The organism is Bradyrhizobium sp., from assembly GCF_030697065.1.
GTDB lineage: Bacteria > Pseudomonadota > Alphaproteobacteria > Rhizobiales > Xanthobacteraceae > Bradyrhizobium.
Genome location: NZ_JAUYQU010000180.1, coordinates 1 through 16,769, shown reverse-complemented (window position 1 = coordinate 16,769; position 16,769 = coordinate 1). Strand labels below are relative to the sequence as shown.

The following is a 16,769-nucleotide window of genomic DNA, read 5'->3' as shown; positions in this document are numbered from 1 at the left end:
TTCCGGGTTCGATGCTTCGCATCGCCCCGGAATGACGAAACACAAAGGGCCGGATCGATCATCCGGCCCTTTTTGTCTTGCGAGACGATCAGTATCGCGAAGGCCTGAACGCCGCAGCGTCGGTGAAGGGCTCCTCGCCGTTCATCAACTCCGCCAGCATGCGACCGGTCGTGGGCCCGAGCGTGTGGCCGTGATGGCCGTGCCCGAAATGCATCCACAAACCCTTGTGCTTCTGCGCCGGTCCCACGACCGGCAGCATGTCGGGCATGCAGGGGCGAACGCCGCTCCAGGGTTCAGCCTCGACCGCAGTGCCGAGGTCGACAAGCCGCCGCGCCGCCTGCTCGGCGCGATCGAGTTGGCGCGACTGCGGCAACCTTTCTGGTCCCATCAATTCGGCGCCGGACGTAATCCGCAATCCCTTCGCCATCGGCGCCATGGCGTAGGCGAACGCAGGATCGTGCAGCGGCAGATTGAGCCGACCGCCGCCGCTGAAATGCCGGTGGTAGCCACGCTTGCGAAGCATCGGAAAACGATAGTCGAATTTTTTCAGGAGATCGGGAGACCATGGACCCAGCGACACCACGGCCGCCTCGGCAGCGATCGGGCCATCATTCGATTGAACCGTCCAGCCGGCAGCCGTCGGCGCCAACGTGGCTGCATCGCCGTTGACGAAGGTGCCGCCGTTGCGTGTGAACAGGTCGGCATAGGCAGAGACGAGCCCGCCTGGGTCCGAGACCGTCCAGGGGTCGCGCCAGTGAACAGCCCCCGCCCCGGTCTCGTTGAGCTCGGGCTCGGCCGCGGCAAGCTGTGCCGGGCTGATGATTTCCGATCGCACGCCGAATTCGGCCGCCAGCGTCTCGGCGACCGCCGCCACTTCATCCAGTGCTGCCTGGGTACGCCGCAGGGAATGATAGCCGCTTCGCTGCACCAGATTATCAGCGCCGGCTTCCCGGATCAGCACGTCATGCTCGCTCGTCGCCTTTGCGATGAGCCGCGCGTAAGCATGCGAAATGCGGTCGTGCCGATCCGGCGCGGAATGCCACCAGTACCGCAGCAAGGGACCAAGATGCCGCGGCAGCCAACTGACGCCGTAATGGACATCGTTGGCGCGCCCTGTCGCGATCGCCGCCAGCGCCGCAAGATCACGCGGCATCGGATAGGGCCGCACGGCTTCGCTCTGGATGAAGCCGGCATTGCCGTAGCTCGTCTCGCGGCCGGGCGGCTTGCGATCGACCAGCACGACAGACCAGCCGCGGCGCTGCAACTGCAGCGCGGTGGAGACCCCGACCATTCCGGCGCCGAGAACGATAACGCTTCGCATCGGATGTCCCCGAGTTCCTGCTCGCTGCGCTCCCTCTCCCGCGCTTGCGGGGGAGGGTTGGGGGGGGGGCTCTCTCCGCGGCACCGGTGCGGGGGGATAGAAATTTCCCCACCCGCCGCACGGAGTTTATCATCGGGCGGCGCTTGGCGCCGACCCGTTGGCGCGTCGACCTCCCCCGCATCCGCCTTCGCCCGAAGGCGGGCTTCGGCGGACAAGCGCGGGAGAGTGAGAGACCTTACGCCGCCTTCTCCGCCAGTTTCTTCGGCGGGAAGCGGCCGTAGAAAGTCTCGCCCTTGGCGGCCATCTCGACCAGCAGTTTCGGCGGCGTGAAGCGCGAGCCGTATTTGGCCTCGAGCTTGTGGCACAGTTCGACGAACTTCTTCGTGCCCATGAAGTCGATATAGGACAGCGTGCCGCCGGTGAACGGCGCGAAGCCGAAGCCCAGGATCGAGCCGACATCGGCCTCGCGCATGTCGGTGATGACGTGGTCCTCCACGGTGCGCGCGGCTTCCACCGCCTGCACCACCAGGAAACGCTGCTTCATCTCCTCGATGTCGAGGGTGTCAGGATCGAGATGCTTCGACTGCAGCCCGGCGAGCTCGGTCCAGAGACTCTTCTGGCCCTTGCCCTTTTCGGGATAGTCGTAAAATCCCTTGCCGTTCTTGCGGCCGAAACGACCCTGCTTCTCGACCATTTCGACCAACAGCTTCTTCTGGCTCTGGTCGATGGCGTTGGCGCCGAGATCGGCCTCGGTCGCCTTCATGATCTTGAGCACGAGATCGAGCGCCACCTCGTCCGACAGCGACAGCGGCCCGACCGGCATGCCCGCCATCTTTGCGGTATTCTCGATCATCGCCGGCGGCACGCCTTCCATCAGCATTTCCAGGCCCTCGGCGGTGAAGCGCAGCACGCAGCGGTTGGCGAAGAAGCCCCTGGAGTCATTGACCACGATCGGGGTCTTGCCGATCACCCGCACGTAATCCAGCGCGGTGGCAAGTGCTGTGTCATTGGTGTTCTTGCCGACGATGATTTCCACCAGCATCATCTTCTCGACCGGCGAGAAGAAGTGAATGCCTATGAACTTGCCCTGGTCCTTGAACTCCTCCGCCAGCGAGTTGATCGGCAGCGTCGAGGTGTTGGAGGCGAAGATCGCGTCGGGCTTCAGCAGCGGCTGCGCCCTGGCATAGGTCTCCGCCTTGACCTTGCGATCCTCGAACACCGCCTCGATGATGAGGTCGCAATCCTTCAACACATTGTAATCGGCTGTCGCGCTGATGCGGCCGAGAATCGTCTCGCGGTCGCTTTCCTTGGCGCGGCCCTTCTTGATCAGGTCGTCGATGACAGCCCTGGCGTGGCCCTTGCCCTTGTCGGCGCTTTCCTGGTCGCGGTCGATCAGCACCACGTCGATGCCGGCGCGGGCCGAGACGTAGCCGACGCTGGCGCCCATGAAGCCGGCGCCGATCACGGCGAGCTTCTTCACCTTGGTGGGCGGCACGTTCTGCGGACGCCGCGCGCCCTTGTTCAACTCCTGCATCGACAGGAACAGGCTGCGGATCATCGCCGCCGCTTCCTTGGAGCGCAGGATCTTGGTGAAGTAGCGCGACTCGACCCGAAGTGCTGCGTCGATCGGCAACTGCAGGCCTTCATAGACGCAGCTCATGATGGCGCGCGCCGCCGGATAATTGTCGTAGGTCTCGCGCCGGAAGATCGCATTGCCGGCCGGGAACATCATCATGCCGTTCTTGGAGAACACCGGGCCGCCGGGAAGCTTGAAACCCTTCTCGTCCCAGGGAGCGACGGCCTTGCCGCCGCCCTTGATCCAGTCCTTTGCCGCCTTGATGAGATCGGCCGCCGGCACGATCGCATGGATCAGGTTCAGCGCCTTGGCCTTGTCGAGATTGATCGCCTCGCCCTTCAGGAGCAATTGCATGGCGTCCTGCGGCGAGACGATGCGCGGGACCCGCTGGGTGCCGCCGGCGCCGGGAAACAGGCCGACCTTGATTTCCGGGAGCCCGAGACGGGTCTTGGGATTTTCCGCCGCGACGCGGTAGTGGCACGACAGCGTCAGTTCAAAACCACCGCCGAGCGCCAGCCCGTTGATCGCGGCGGCCCATGGCTTGCCGGAGGTCTCGATGTTGCGAAACACCTGCGAGAAGCGGCGGCTCTGGTCGAACAGCACCTGATTGGCCGCGACCTCGCCCTTGGCCTTCAGCATCTCGGCATATTGGTGGCTCATGCCCTCCAGCATCGACAGATCGGCGCCGGCGCACAGCGCCTCCTTGCCCGAGGTGATGACGACGCCCTTCACGGCGGCATCCGCGGAGGTCTGCTTGACAATTTCCTCGAGCTCGGTGACCGAGGTTTCGTCGAGCACGTTCATGGAGCGGCCAGGGGTGTCCCAGGTGACCAGCACGATGCCGTCAGCGTCGGGTTCCAGCTTGAAGTTCTTGAAGGCCATGGGCTTGTTCCTCTGTCCGGTTCATTCAATTGTCGATTAAGGAGCGGTCAATCGTTGCGTGCCTAGGTTGCGCTCGGGTCATTCAATTAAGGATGTTGCCATGGGCAATGTGTGTGTCGGATGCCGCGAAGACGTCGCGCTTCCGTTCGAGTTCAGGATGGCGTTCCAGCCGATCGTCGATGTCGCCAGCCATCGCGTCTGGGGCTACGAAGCGTTGGTGCGTGGCGTCAACGGCGAGTCCGCCTGGTCCGTTCTGAGCCAGGTATCCGACGAGATCCGCTACCGGTTCGACCAGGCGGCGCGGGTGATGGCGATCGAGACCGCAGGACGGCTTTACGAAGGACAGGACCTTCGCCTCTCGATCAATTTCATGCCGAACGCCGTCTACGAGCCGAATGCCTGTATCCAGAAATCGCTCGCCGCAGCGAAGCGCGCCGGGTTTCCGCACCGGAACCTGATGTTCGAGTTCACCGAAAACGAGAAGATGGAAGATCCCGCCCACGTGCAGCGGATCGTCGAGGCCTACCGCAAACTGGGATTCTGGACCGCGCTGGACGACTTCGGCGCCGGCTATGCCGGCCTCGGATTGTTGTCGCGGCTGCAGCCTGACCTGATCAAGATCGACATGGAATTGCTGCGCGATATTCATCTCAGCCGCGCCAGGCAGGTCATCGTCGCCGGCATCGTCGGCATCGCCCGCGCGCTCGACATTCACGTACTGGCCGAGGGCGTCGAAAACGACAACGAACTCACCGTTCTGCGCGCGGCCGGTATTTCGTTGTTCCAGGGTTACCATTTTGCCAAGCCCGCCTTGATGGCGCTTCCGGATGTTCCGCTGCTCATGAGCCCGGTCGCGGTGAACGCGGCGCGGGCTTAAATCAGTCAAACCGTAGGGTGGGCAAAGGCGTCTTCGCCGTGCCCACCATTTGTTCTTCGCGCATGTGATGGTGGGCACGGCGCGAAGGGCGCCTTTGCCCACCCTACGGTCTAGACCCGCTCGATGATGGTCGCGGTGCCCATGCCGCCGCCGATGCACAGCGTGATCAACGCGGTCGACTTGTCGGTGCGCTCGAGCTCGTCGAGCACGGTGCCGAGGATCATCGCGCCCGTCGCGCCGAGCGGATGGCCGAGTGCGATGGCGCCGCCATTGACGTTGATCCTGGCATTGTCGATGTCGAAGGCCTGCATGTAGCGCAGCACCACCGAGGCGAAGGCCTCGTTCAGCTCGAACAGGTCGATGTCCGACTTCTTCATGCCGGAGCGCTCGAACAGTTTTTCGGTAACGTCGACCGGACCGGTCAGCATCATGGCCGGCTCCGAGCCGATATTGGCGAAGGCGCGGATCCTGGCACGCGGTTTCAGGCCGTGCTTCGCTCCGGCCTCCTTGCTGCCGAGCAGCACGGCGCCGGCGCCGTCGACGATTCCCGACGAATTGCCGGCATGGTGCACATAGTTGATGCGCTCGATTTCGGGATGCGACTGGATCGCCACCGCATCGAAGCCGCCCATCGCGCCGACCGCCGCGAACGAGGCCTGCAACTGTCCGAGCGACTGCATCGTCGTGGTGGGACGCATGTGCTCGTCCTTGGCCAGGATGGTGAGGCCGTTGATGTCCGTGACCGGCACCACCGAATTCTTGAAACGGCCCTCGTCCCAGGCTTTCGCCGCACGCTGCTGGCTCTGCACCGCATAGGCGTCGACGTCGTCGCGCGAGAATCCGTATTTGGTGGCGATCAGGTCGGCCGACACGCCCTGCGGCATGAAGTAGGTCGGCACCGCGATCGAGGGGTCCATCGGCCAGGCGCCGCCGGAGGCACCGATGCCGACGCGGCTCATCGATTCCGCGCCGCCGCCGATCACGAGGTCGTGCTGACCGCTCATGATCTGGGCGGCCGCGAAGTTCACGGCATCGAGGCCGGAGGCGCAGAAGCGGCTGATCTGGATTCCGGGGACGGCTTCGCCGAGGCCCGCGTTCATGGCCGCGAAGCGCGCGATGTCGGATCCGGCCTCGCCGACCGGATCGACCACGCCGAGGATGACGTCGTCGACGACATCTTCCTTCAGATTGTTGCGCTCCTTCAGTGCCTTCAGCGGCACCGTGGCCAGCGCCACCGCGGTCACCTCATGCAGCGCGCCGTCGGCCTTGCCGCGGCCGCGCGGCGTGCGAACGTGATCATAGATATATGCCTCAGGCATGAAGGCCTCCCGGTATGAGGATCATAATTCACAAGCTATTTGGAAGCGGTCGCAATCAGGTCCTGCTCCGGGAAAAATCCCGGCCGCGGGAGGCTTCTGCGATCAGAAGGCTTCCGCCGCCAATTCCATGGTGGTGTCGCATCCGGTCTGGATGCGCGCGAGGTGCAGTGCGGTTTCCGGCAGCATCCGCTCCATGAAGAAACGGCCGGTGACCAGCTTGGTGGAGAGATAGGGCGTCGCCCCGCTGCCCGCAATCTTGTCCTGGGCCACTTTTGCCATCCGCGCCCACATATAGCCGAAGGTGACGAGGCCGAACAGCTGCATGTAATCGGTCGCGGCGGCGCCGGCATTGTCGGGCTTCATCATCGCATTCTGCATCAGCCAGGTGGTGGCCTGCTGTAGATGGCCGAGCGCGGTCGAGAGCGGCGCGACATAGGGCTTCATGGCCTCGTCGGCGCCGTTATCCTTGGCGAAGGCGGCGACTTCGCCGAAGAAGGCCATCACCGCGCGGCCGCCGTCGCGCGGCAGCTTGCGGCCGACCAGGTCGAGCGCCTGAATGCCGTTGGCGCCCTCATAGAGCATGGCGATGCGGGCATCGCGCACGAATTGCTCCATGCCGTGCTCGGCGATGTAGCCGTGGCCGCCATACATCTGCTGCGCCAGCACCGCGTTGGAGAAACCGACGTCGGTCATGACGCCTTTCATGACCGGCGTCATCAGCCCCATGTGATCGTCGGCCTCCTGGCGATCCTTCGGATCGCTGGAGCGGTGTGCGACATCGCTCTTCAGCGCGGTCCAGATCACCATGGCGCGCGCCGCCTCGTTGAAGGCGCGAATGGTCAGCAGCGTGCGACGCACGTCGGGATGCACGATGATCGGATCGGCCGGCTTGTCCGCCGCCTTGGCGCCGGTGAGCGAACGGCCCTGCAGCCTTTCGCGAGCATAGTTCGCCGCGTTCTGGTAGGCGACCTCGGACTGCGCCAGCCCCTGCACCGCAACGCCGAGCCTGGCCTCGTTCATCATCACGAACATGCCCTGCATGCCCTTGTTTTCCTCGCCGATCAGCCAGCCGGTGGCGCCGTCGTAATTCATCACGCAGGTCGAATTGCCGTGGATGCCCATCTTGTGTTCGATCGACCCGCAGGTGACGCCGTTGCGCTCCCCCAGCGAACCGTCGGCATTGACCAGGATCTTGGGCACCACGAACAGCGAGACGCCCTTGATGCCGGCCGGTGCGCCCTCGATCCGCGCCAGCACCAGATGGATGATGTTTTCGGTGAGATCGTGCTCGCCGGAGGAGATGAAGATCTTGGTACCTGATATCTTGTAGCTGCCGTCGTCCTGCTTGACGGCCTTGGTGCGCAGCAGGCCGAGATCGGTGCCGCATTGCGGCTCGGTGAGGTTCATGGTGCCGGCCCATTCGCCGGCCACCATCTTCGGCACGAACATCTTCTTCTGCTCGGGCTTGCCGTGCACCATCAGCGCGGCGGTGGCGCCCATGGTCAGGCCGCCATACATCGAAAAAGCCATGTTGGCGGACGACTGGAATTCGGTGACAGCCTGGGTCAGCGTCACCGGCAGGCCCTGCCCGCCATATTCCGCCGGCGCCGACAGGCCGAGCCAGCCGCCTTCGGCGACCTGCTTGAACGCCGCCTTGAAGCCCTTCGGGGTGGTCACCGAGCCATCGTCATGGCGCTTGCAGCCCTCGAGATCGCCGACGCGGTTGAGCGGCTGCAGCACTTGCTCGCTGAGCTTGGCGGCCTCGCCCAGGATCGCATCGCGCACGTCCGCCGAGGCGTCGCTGAAGCCCGGAAGGTTGTCATAGCGGTCGATCTGAAACACGTCGTTGAGCAGAAAGGTGACGTCTTCCACAGGGGCTTTGTAGATCGGCATTCGCATCCTCCCGGCTGGCTCGCTCCGTGTCAGGGAGACCTTGCAGCCCAGCAATCATTGGGTTTCAGAAAGAACCTTATCCGGTTCCGAAGCTCATAGGGAGCTACTTCGAGGTGGCCGGCTGCGACGCCGCGGGGCTACTTGCCGCACTCGCCGCCAGTTGCTCCCCCATCAGCCGGTGCAGCAAATTGATCGCCTTGAGCGGGCGCACCATGACCTTGAAATTCGTGATCCGGCCGTCGCCCGCGAAGGTGATGATGTCGACGCCGTTGAGCTTGATGCCGTCGATTTCGGTCTGGAATTCGAGCACCGCGCCGGTGTCGCTGCGCCATTCGCCGACATACGCGAAGCCCGGGCCACCCAGCACCTTGTCGGCGCTCGCCAGATATTTGAAGGTGATGTCGCGCCCGCGCTGCGGCGTGTGCACGACCGGGCTTTCGAACACCGCATCCGGATGCAGCAGATCCCACAGCGCCGCGCGGTCGTGGGACTTCATGTAGCCGTACCATCTGTCGAGGCCGGTCATGCTCATCGGACGTCTCCTGTCCATGACAGCGCGGCAGGCACGCCATCCATATGCACATTGACGCATATGCACTTTTGTGCATATTGTCAAGATTATCGGGAGGGTGATGCCTTGGCGCTCGGTGACGCAATCCTGGCATGCCTGACGGAAGGTCCGATGACGGGCTATGAGCTCGCCAAGACGTTCGACGCGTCGATCGGCTTCTACTGGAAAGCCAACCACCAGCAGATCTATCGCGAGCTGACCAGGCTGCGCGACCGCGGCCACATCGAGGGCTGCGAAGTGGTGCAGTCGGGCAAGCCGAACAAGCTAGTGTACACCCTGACCCCGGAGGGCCGGGCCGCGCTGCGGCATTGGGGCGCGCGGCCTAGCGTCCCGCCTTCGATCAAGGACGACCTGCTGGTGCGGCTCTATGCGCTCGACAGCGTCGACATCGGTCCCCTGCGCGCCGACCTGATGGCGCGGCTGGAACACCACCGCGACCGCTGTGCCCGCTACGAGCGCATCCTGCAGAAGCGGTTCCCGGATGGAACCGCCGCGCCGGCGGATACCGGCAAGCTGCTGGCGCTTCGCCTGGGCGTCCGCCATGAGCGGGTGGTGGTGGAGTGGTGCGAGGAGGCCCTGCATGCCCTGCCGGCCGTCGCAGGCGGCCCGGCAATTTGACCGGCCCCGTAACTTTCCCGCCCGGCCGGGCCATTCCTTAACCGGTTCTTTACCGTAACACGAAAAAGTCGATTTCTGAGGCAGACGACCTGCGCGGAATTCGATTGTCTCTTCATCGGGACGCGCGGGGAGGCTGAAGGCGCAGATTGGCGCGCCGGAGTCGGAACCGGACGAGAGCATGAATTCGCGCGTATCGTGGAGTGTTGAAGGCATCGATCCATCCGTGCGCGAGAGGGCCGAGGCCGCCGCGCGCCGTGCCGGCATGTCGCTGGACGACTGGCTCAATTCCACGCTCGGCGATTCAGCGCGGCCGCATTTTCAGAACCCCTACGATCAGCCCGCGGCGATGCCCGGCCATGAGGCGCCCGACGTCGCCGACATCCATCAGCGGCTGGATTCGATCGCCCGCCAGATCGAGCAGATTTCGCAGCCCAGGCCACGCAGTGATCTGCCACGCAGTGAGCCGCCACGGAACGAGATGCCGCGTCCCGAGGCCCCGCGCAGCGAGGCCCCCGGCGTCGCCCGGCAGTTGAACGACGCGATCTCCCGCCTCGACGCGCGGCTGTCGCAGATCTCCAACCCGGCACCGCGACAGGCCCAGATGCAGGACAGGCAGCGCCAGGCCGAGATGGTCGAGCGCGCGGCCAGCCAGGTGTATCGCCCCTCGCCCCCGCTCAGCCCGGCATCGTTCGATTTTGCCATCGCGGAAATCGCCGCGCGCCAGAACGAACTCGATGCTCCCGCACCCCGGCCGATGCCGCCGCGCAGCGCGCCGCCCAGGGGAGCTTCAACGGCGACTTCAACGCCAGCTCCAACGGCGGCGATGTCACCCGCGATGGCGCCCGCCATGGCGATGGCGCCCGCCATGCCGATGGCGCCCCCGATGCCGCCGGCGGCACCCGCGGGTCCGGATTTCTCCTCGCTGGAGCGGCATCTGCTCAAGATCACCAGCCAGATCGAGGCGCTGCAGCGTCCCGACGGCGTCGAGCAATCCATCACCGCATTCCGCTCCGAACTGGCCGACATTCGCGCCGCCATTACCGAGGCCATGCCGCGCCGCGCGATCGAATCGATCGAGAACGAAATCCGCTCGCTGTCCCGCCGCATCGACGACACCCGCCAGAGCGGCACCGACGGCCAGGCACTGGCCGGCATCGAACGCGCGCTCTCCGAAATTCGCGAAGTGCTGTTCTCGCTGAAGCCTGCGGAACAGCTCGCCGGCTACGACGAGGCGATCCGCAATCTCGGCGGCAAGCTCGACCTGATCCTGCGCGCCAATGACGACCCCTCCACGGTGCAGCAGCTCGAAGGCGCCATCTCGGCGCTGCGCGCCATCGTCTCCAATGTGGCTTCCAACGACGCGCTGGCGCGGCTGTCCGACGACGTGCACATGCTGTCGTCGAAGGTGGATCATCTCGCCCGCAACGCGGGCAACGGCGATTCGTTTGCCAGCCTGGAAGCCCGCATTTCGGCGCTGACCTCGACGCTGCAAACCCGCGAGCAGCCGGTGTCCGGCGCCAACAACGAACATCTCGAGGGCGCGCTGCGGTCGCTGTCCGACCGCCTCGACCGCATGCCGGTCGGCAACGACAGCGCATCGGCGTTCGCCCATCTCGAACAGCGCGTGTCGTATCTGCTGGAGCGGATCGAAAGTTCGACCGATCCCCACGCCGGCAATCTCGGCCGGGTCGAGGCCGGGCTGCAGGACATCCTGCGCCATCTCGAAAACCAGCATGCGGCCGTGGTCGCGCTGGCCGAAAACAACCGCCAGGCCGGTGCGCCGCAGTCGTTCGACAACGGCGTCGTCGACATGGTCAAGCGCGAGATGTCCGACATCCGCTTCAGCCAGTCGGAAACCGACCGCCGCACCCAGGATTCGCTGGAAGCCGTCCACTCTACGCTCGGCCATGTGGTCGACCGGCTCGCCATGATCGAAGGCGATCTGCGCACCGCGCGCGCCCTGCCCGCCGCCCCGCAGTTGCAGATGCCGCCGGCGCCCGAGCCCGTTTCTGCGCCGCCGGCCGCGCCGCGCGTGGCGATGCCGCCGCAGCCGAAGCCGGAATTGCCGAATCCCGCTGCGGCCCATGAACATTTGTCCCATGAACATTTGTCGCATGAGCATTTCGCCAGCGCGCCGCGCGAATTCCAGACCGTGCAGCCGCAGGCGACGGCCGTCACCGTGGCGCCGCGCGCGATCAGCGAGATTCTCGAACCGTACACGGCGGCGCCGGAGCGCCCCGCGATCGCGCCGGATCTGCCGCCCGATCACCCGCTCGAACCGGGAACCCGCCCGACCGCAAGGGTAGCCACGCCATCGGAGCGCATCGCCGCTTCCGAAAGCGCGATCAGCGAAATTCCGGCCGAGAGCCGCGAGCCGGTCAGCACCTCCAGTTTCATCGCCGCCGCGCGCCGCGCCGCGCAGGCGGCAGCCGCCGCTGCGCCCCCCGAAAAAACAGGGCGCGGCCCGTTCAAATATCCGGGCGGCAACAAGGCCAAGGATTCGAACAAGGATACGACCAAGGGGTCGGGCAAGGGTTCGGCCAAGGAAGCGAACAAGGAACCATCGACCATCACCTCCAAGATTCGCTCGCTGCTGGTCGGCGCGAGCGTGGTCGTGATCGTGCTCGGCACCTTCAAGATGGCGATGACGCTGCTCGACAGGGAAACCGCCCCGCCGATGCCGGCCATGGAGAGTTCGATCGAGCCCGCGCCCGCGACCCAGCCGCCCGCGCCGGAGAGCGCCAGGCCGGCCACGCCGGCACCCGCATTGCCCTCGATGACCTCGCCGACGCCGATCGGCCGGCAATCCTTCAACAATTCCGCACCCGGCGCCACCGACGTTACCGCGACGGTCGCGATCCCGCAGCCGGCGGCAATTCCGGCTGCCCCGCCGGCACCGGCAAGCGACATCACCGGTGCGATTCCTGCTCCGGCGGCCCCGCCGGTTCAACCGGTCAGCCGCAAACTCGGCCAGGTGCAGGTGCCGCCGGGCGAACGGCTCCCCGAGACGATCGGCGGACCCGCGCTGCGCGCGGCGGCGCTGAAGGGCGATGCGACCGCGGCCTACGAAATCGGCGTCCGCTTCGCCGAAGGCAAAGGCGTGCCTGCGAATTATGACGAAGCCGCGAAATGGTACGACCGCGCGGCGCAGGCCGGCGTGGTTCCGGCGATCTTCCGGCTCGGGACCCTCTATGAAAAGGGTCTCAGCGTGACGAAGGACGTCGAGATCGCGCGGCGCCATTACCTGCAGGCCGCCGAGCGCGGCAGCGCCAAGGCGATGCATAATCTGGCGGTGCTGGACGCCGACGGCGGCGGCAAGGGCGCCAACTACAAGAATGCGTCGCAATGGTTCCGCAAGGCGGCCGATCGCGGCGTCGCCGACAGCCAGTTCAACCTCGGCATCCTCTATGCCCGCGGCATCGGCGTCGAACAGAACCTCGCCGAATCCTTCAAATGGTTCAGCCTCGCCGCGGCGCAGGGCGACGCGGATTCCGTCCGCAAGCGCGACGATGTCGCCAAGCGGCTCGACGCCCAGTCGCTGGCGGCGGCCAAGCTCGCGATCCAGACCTTCACGCCCGAGCCCCAGCCCGACGACGCCGTCAACGTGGCGACGCCGGCCGGCGGCTGGGATACGGCCCCGGCGCGGACCACCACGGCGAAGCCCGCGGCCAGGCCGGCCGCCGCCAGGCGCGCCGCCACCGCGCAGTAATCCAATTCATCAACCACACCGTGAGGTCGCCGGGCGATCTCACGCAATTAATCCCCGTGCCGCGGATTCTTTAATCCCTCCCACTGCCAATTTCGGTTATGCAGGGGCTCGGCATCGGGCGTTCGCCGCTTTCGCGGGCGCACCGCGAATTCCCTGCCGCCAATGCCCGATCAAGAAACCAGACCGTGAGCGGCTCCGGCCGACCTTGCGGCCCTTAGCAGAAGTACCGCGCGTGCAACTCTACCTCCCGATCGCCGACCTTCCGGTCAACGTTTTCCTCATCCTGGCGATGGGCGCGGCGGTCGGTTTCGTGTCCGGCATGTTCGGGATCGGCGGCGGGTTCCTGATGACGCCGCTGTTGATCTTCGTCGGAATCTCGCCCGCGGTCGCGGTCGCCTCGGTCTCCAGCCATATCGCCGCCTCGTCATTCTCGGGCGCGTTGTCCTACTGGCGCCGCCGCGCCATCGACCCGGCACTGGCGCTGGTGCTGTTATCCGGCGGCACGGTCGGCACCGGATTGGGGGTCTGGACCTTCACGCTTTTGCGTTCGCTCGGTCAACTCGATCTCATGATCGCGCTGTCCTACGTCATTCTGCTGAGCGCCGTCGGCGCCCTGATGTTCTGGGAGGGTTTGCGCGCCATCATGCGGACGCGGCGCGGCGCGGCGCCGCTGGCGCGGCGGTCGGGCAGCCACGGCTGGATTCACGGCCTGCCGCTGAAGATGCGCTTCAAGCGCTCCAAGATCTACCTTTCGGTAATTCCGGTCGTCGTGATCGGCCTGATCATCGGCTTCATCGGCGCGGTGATGGGCATCGGCGGCGCCTTCATCCTGATCCCGATCCTGATCTACGTGTTGCGGGTCCCGACCTCGACCGTGATCGGCACCTCGATGGTGCTGACACTGGTGACGATGGTGATCGCCACCATGCTGCACGCGGTCACCAATCATCTGGTCGACGCGGTGCTGGCGCTGATCCTGATGGTCGGCGGCGTCACCGGCGCGCAGTTCGGGGCGCGGGCGGGCCAGAAGATTCGCGGCGAGCACCTGCGGCTGCTGCTCGGCCTGTTGATTCTGTCGGTCGGTGTCCGTTTCGCGATCGAGCTGGGGATCCGCCCCGACGAGCTCTTCACGGTCCGGGAAACCGGAGGCGCCGGATGATCGCCCGCGCCCTGCTCGCAGCTTTCGTTCTCGCGCTGGTGCTGAGCCCGGCCTCGACCGCGCGCGCCGAGCGGCTGATCGTCTCGGTCTCGAACCATCGCGTCACCGTGACCCCGAACTATTCCGGCGAGGAACTGGTGCTGTTCGGCTCGGTCGAGAAGGACGCCTCCACGCCTGCAGCCCGCACCAACTACGACCTGGTGGTGACCGTCTCCGGCCCGCGCGCCGACATGGTGACGCGCCGCAAGGAACGCGTCTTCGGCATCTGGATCAACACCGACTCCCGGCAGTTTCTCCAGGTTCCGTCCTATCTGGCGCTGTTCTCCAACCGGCCGTTCGACGCCATCGCTGCGCCCGAGGTGGCGCGGCGGCAGCAACTCGGCCTCAACAACGTGCTGTTGACCCAGCGGGTCGGGCCCGACTATGCCGACGTCGTACCGAACGATCCGTTCCGCAGCGCCTTCGTGCGGCTGCGCTCGCAGCACGGCCTCTATCGCGAGGAGACGTCGGCGGTGACGTTCCTGACCCCGACGCTGTTCCGCACCGGAATTCCGTTGCCCGGCGAAGTGCCGATCGGAACCTATGACGTCGAGATCAAGCTGTTTTCCGACGGCGCGCTGGTGACCAAGACCGAGACCGCGTTCGAAATCGTCAAGGTCGGTTTCGAACAGTTCGTCGCCAATGCCGCACGCAACCACGGTTTTTACTATGGCCTGGCCACCGCCATGATGGCGCTGATGACCGGCTGGATGGCGTCGATCGTGTTCCGCAAGGATTAGACGGCCCGGCGCTGGATGGCGTCGTCGCTGCAATGGCGGCTGAAACATCGGATTCGAATTTCGCACAGCGGGGCATACAGTTCCGCATTCTCGCGGCGCGATGCGCCCGAGGTTTGCGTCAGTGTCGCCCTCCATCAGAAGAGAGGGCGCGGGGAAAGCCGGGTGCCGATCGCACCCGCGGTCGTACGCACGAGGCGCACGAGTAGACCACAGGGCAACCGGATCATCCGGCTTTCCCCGCACGATGGTTTACGGCTTATAGGTGATCTCCCCGGTGAGCCTTGCACTATTGCCACCGTCGCCTTGCGGATTGACGATACACCACGAACCCGGTTGAGCCGGATGCATCTCCGCACGACTTGACGCCAGCATGGGGGCGTCAGGACCACACAATTTCGCCGTCCGCGCCCGTCTCGCCAAAGCTCTCGCCGGACCTCGTACCCATCCGAGCGAGTTTCGTCGAGGACAGTTAGCAGCGCCGTTCGTCCGCACGCCGGCCGATCGCTCACGGAGTTGATCCCGCCCTGCAATCCCTTGCGCGCCCGACGCTGTCGCGTCCATCGCATCCCACCGCGCGTTCGTGACGTTCGCGAAACGCCCCTCGTTCGGGCGGGACGGGCGAATCTCTAAAGGTGATTTGCCCGACGTGTTAAGGGAATTATTTTTGTATTCCGGGCTTGACTTTTATTTCTGATAATCGGAAGTGATTTGCCCGTCGGGTCCCGCCTTCGCTCTTTGAGCTACGGCGGGCAGGCCCGCAGGCTCTTCGAGCTACGGCGGGGCAGGCCCGCAAACCTCAGCGGCGCTGCTGCAACCGGTAGATTCCCCAGCCGGCGATCGCGGCCATCGCCAGCGAGATCAGCACATTGTAGCCGGCCAGCGACAGGCCGAGAAAGCGCCACTGCACCTCGTCGCAGCGGATCACCTTGGTGGTGTCGAGACGCTCCAGAAGGTTGCCGGCACTGCCGAGATTGACCAGCGGGCCGGAGCAATCGGTCGGCCCCTGCCACCACTTCCATTCGACGCCGGCGTGATAGGCGCCGAGCCAGGCATTGCCGAGCGCGGCCGCGGCGAGAATGGCGAGCCCCGCCAGCAGCAAGCTGCGCGGCGTGTCCCGCGCAGCGGCGAATGCCAGCACGACGCCGAGCGGAATCGCGAGGTAATAGGCATAGCGCTGCTCGAGGCAGAGCGGACAGGGCCGGATGTCCAGCACCAGCTGAAAGAACCACGCCCCCGCCAGCGTCGCCGCCGAGATCGCGGCGATCGCCAGCGCCGCCGTCATCGCCGGATTGGCGGCAAGCGCATGGGTCTGGCTTGCGGTGGCGTTCAGCGTCACGGGTCGTCTCCTGTGCCCACGCGTCGTATCGCGCAGCCAGCGCGCTGTCGAGGCGAGCCGCGATCACAGGGCAGTGTTTGGGACGGGCCGAACGGCTCTCGCCGTGCCGTCGCCGATCACCCAGCCATCCGAAAGCCGTTTCAAAACCACGGGTTGACCCGCCCTCCCCGGCCGCTATATTCCGCCGGCTTCACGACCCCGCGCCTTGCGGCCGGCGCCGTGAATGCCCCTGTGGCGGAATTGGTAGACGCGCTCGACTCAAAATCGAGTTCCGCAAGGAGTGCTGGTTCGATTCCGGCCAGGGGCACCAGAAGCGACTCTAGTCTTGGTGTTGATTTTGGTCTGGGCAACATCGGCCCGTCGGGACAACATCGAATCCAGTCAACGACGCTCAGGCCCCTCTTGGCGAGTTTGTCATTTCCCTTCCCAAGGCTGACGACTCAAGTCACGGATGTGAACAATCCACGCTTCATCGCCGCGAATGCGACAGTAGACGCGGTAAGGATAGCGACCGGCACGTATCCCACGGAACTCGGGCGACCGATCAACGACCATCCCGATGCGTGGAAACTCGGCGAGGATTTCGAAGGCGTGCTGGATGGCCCGCTTCACCGAGCGCGCTGCGCCTGGACTTTGCTCGTGGATATAGTTGTAAATCGCCTCAAGGTCACGCCGCGAGCGCGGCGTGTAGCGGACTCTCACAGGCCATGCCGCTTGTAGAACGCGGCC

Annotated in this window: 12 protein-coding genes and 1 tRNA gene; 6 read left to right on the top strand and 7 right to left on the bottom strand. The window is 65.5% G+C overall.

The features are described from left to right. Window positions 1-88 precede the first annotated feature (88 nt). Both Q8R73_RS14225 and Q8R73_RS14220 read right to left on the bottom strand, forming a co-directional pair. Entirely contained in the window at window positions 89-1,321 is a 1,233-nt protein-coding gene (locus Q8R73_RS14225; RefSeq protein WP_305720186.1) for an FAD-binding oxidoreductase, read from the bottom strand. Window positions 1,322-1,556: 235 nt separating this feature from the next. Next, window positions 1,557-3,779 carry a 3-hydroxyacyl-CoA dehydrogenase NAD-binding domain-containing protein gene (locus Q8R73_RS14220; RefSeq protein ID WP_305720185.1) on the bottom strand — a complete coding sequence of 741 codons (2,223 nt, stop codon included), beginning with the start codon at window positions 3,777-3,779 and terminating at the stop codon, window positions 1,557-1,559. Window positions 3,780-3,879: 100 nt separating this feature from the next. Between Q8R73_RS14220 and Q8R73_RS14215 the strand changes: the two genes are divergently transcribed. After that, complete coding sequence (locus Q8R73_RS14215; protein WP_305720184.1) at window positions 3,880-4,656, top strand: EAL domain-containing protein; 777 nt, start codon at window positions 3,880-3,882, stop codon at window positions 4,654-4,656. A gap of 110 nt (window positions 4,657-4,766) precedes the next feature. On the opposite strand, the gene Q8R73_RS14210 is transcribed toward Q8R73_RS14215, so the two are convergent. The 3 genes from Q8R73_RS14210 to Q8R73_RS14200 all read right to left on the bottom strand — a co-directional run bounded on the left by Q8R73_RS14210 (window position 4,767) and on the right by Q8R73_RS14200 (window position 8,400). Then, window positions 4,767-5,975: an acetyl-CoA C-acetyltransferase gene (locus Q8R73_RS14210; RefSeq protein WP_305720183.1), complete on the bottom strand. Its 1,209-nt coding sequence runs from the start codon at window positions 5,973-5,975 to the stop codon at window positions 4,767-4,769. A gap of 102 nt (window positions 5,976-6,077) precedes the next feature. After that, window positions 6,078-7,868, bottom strand: a complete 1,791-nt coding sequence (locus Q8R73_RS14205) for an acyl-CoA dehydrogenase C-terminal domain-containing protein (RefSeq protein ID WP_305720182.1) — start codon at window positions 7,866-7,868, stop codon at window positions 6,078-6,080. 103 nt (window positions 7,869-7,971) lie between these two features. Further along, complete coding sequence (locus tag Q8R73_RS14200) at window positions 7,972-8,400, bottom strand: nuclear transport factor 2 family protein (protein WP_305720181.1); 429 nt, start codon at window positions 8,398-8,400, stop codon at window positions 7,972-7,974. A 105-nt stretch (window positions 8,401-8,505) separates the two neighbouring features. On the opposite strand from Q8R73_RS14200, the gene Q8R73_RS14195 reads away from it, so the two are divergent. The 4 genes from Q8R73_RS14195 to Q8R73_RS14180 all read left to right on the top strand — a co-directional run bounded on the left by Q8R73_RS14195 (window position 8,506) and on the right by Q8R73_RS14180 (window position 14,704). After that, the gene (locus tag Q8R73_RS14195) at window positions 8,506-9,057 is read left to right on the top strand and encodes a PadR family transcriptional regulator (protein ID WP_305720180.1); all 552 of its coding nucleotides are present in this window, start codon (window positions 8,506-8,508) and stop codon (window positions 9,055-9,057) included. A 178-nt stretch (window positions 9,058-9,235) separates the two neighbouring features. Beyond that, the gene (locus Q8R73_RS14190) at window positions 9,236-12,766 is read left to right on the top strand and encodes a tetratricopeptide repeat protein (RefSeq protein WP_305720179.1); all 3,531 of its coding nucleotides are present in this window, start codon (window positions 9,236-9,238) and stop codon (window positions 12,764-12,766) included. Window positions 12,767-12,998: 232 nt separating this feature from the next. Further along, window positions 12,999-13,925, top strand: coding sequence for a sulfite exporter TauE/SafE family protein (locus tag Q8R73_RS14185; RefSeq protein WP_305720178.1), 927 nt, complete (start codon window positions 12,999-13,001; stop codon window positions 13,923-13,925). Further along, window positions 13,922-14,704, top strand: coding sequence for a TIGR02186 family protein (locus tag Q8R73_RS14180; RefSeq protein WP_305720177.1), 783 nt, complete (start codon window positions 13,922-13,924; stop codon window positions 14,702-14,704). Before Q8R73_RS14185 ends, Q8R73_RS14180 begins: the two co-directional genes overlap by 4 nt. A gap of 796 nt (window positions 14,705-15,500) precedes the next feature. On the opposite strand, the gene Q8R73_RS14175 is transcribed toward Q8R73_RS14180, so the two are convergent. Then, window positions 15,501-15,986 carry a disulfide bond formation protein B gene (locus Q8R73_RS14175; protein ID WP_305720187.1) on the bottom strand — a complete coding sequence of 162 codons (486 nt, stop codon included), beginning with the start codon at window positions 15,984-15,986 and terminating at the stop codon, window positions 15,501-15,503. A 279-nt stretch (window positions 15,987-16,265) separates the two neighbouring features. On the opposite strand from Q8R73_RS14175, the gene Q8R73_RS14170 reads away from it, so the two are divergent. Then, window positions 16,266-16,350, top strand: a tRNA-Leu gene (locus Q8R73_RS14170). 104 nt (window positions 16,351-16,454) lie between these two features. Here Q8R73_RS14170 and Q8R73_RS14165 read toward each other — a convergent pair. After that, window positions 16,455-16,769 (bottom strand): type II toxin-antitoxin system RelE/ParE family toxin (locus tag Q8R73_RS14165; RefSeq protein WP_305720176.1); only part of this gene is annotated, 315 nt, incomplete at its 5' end.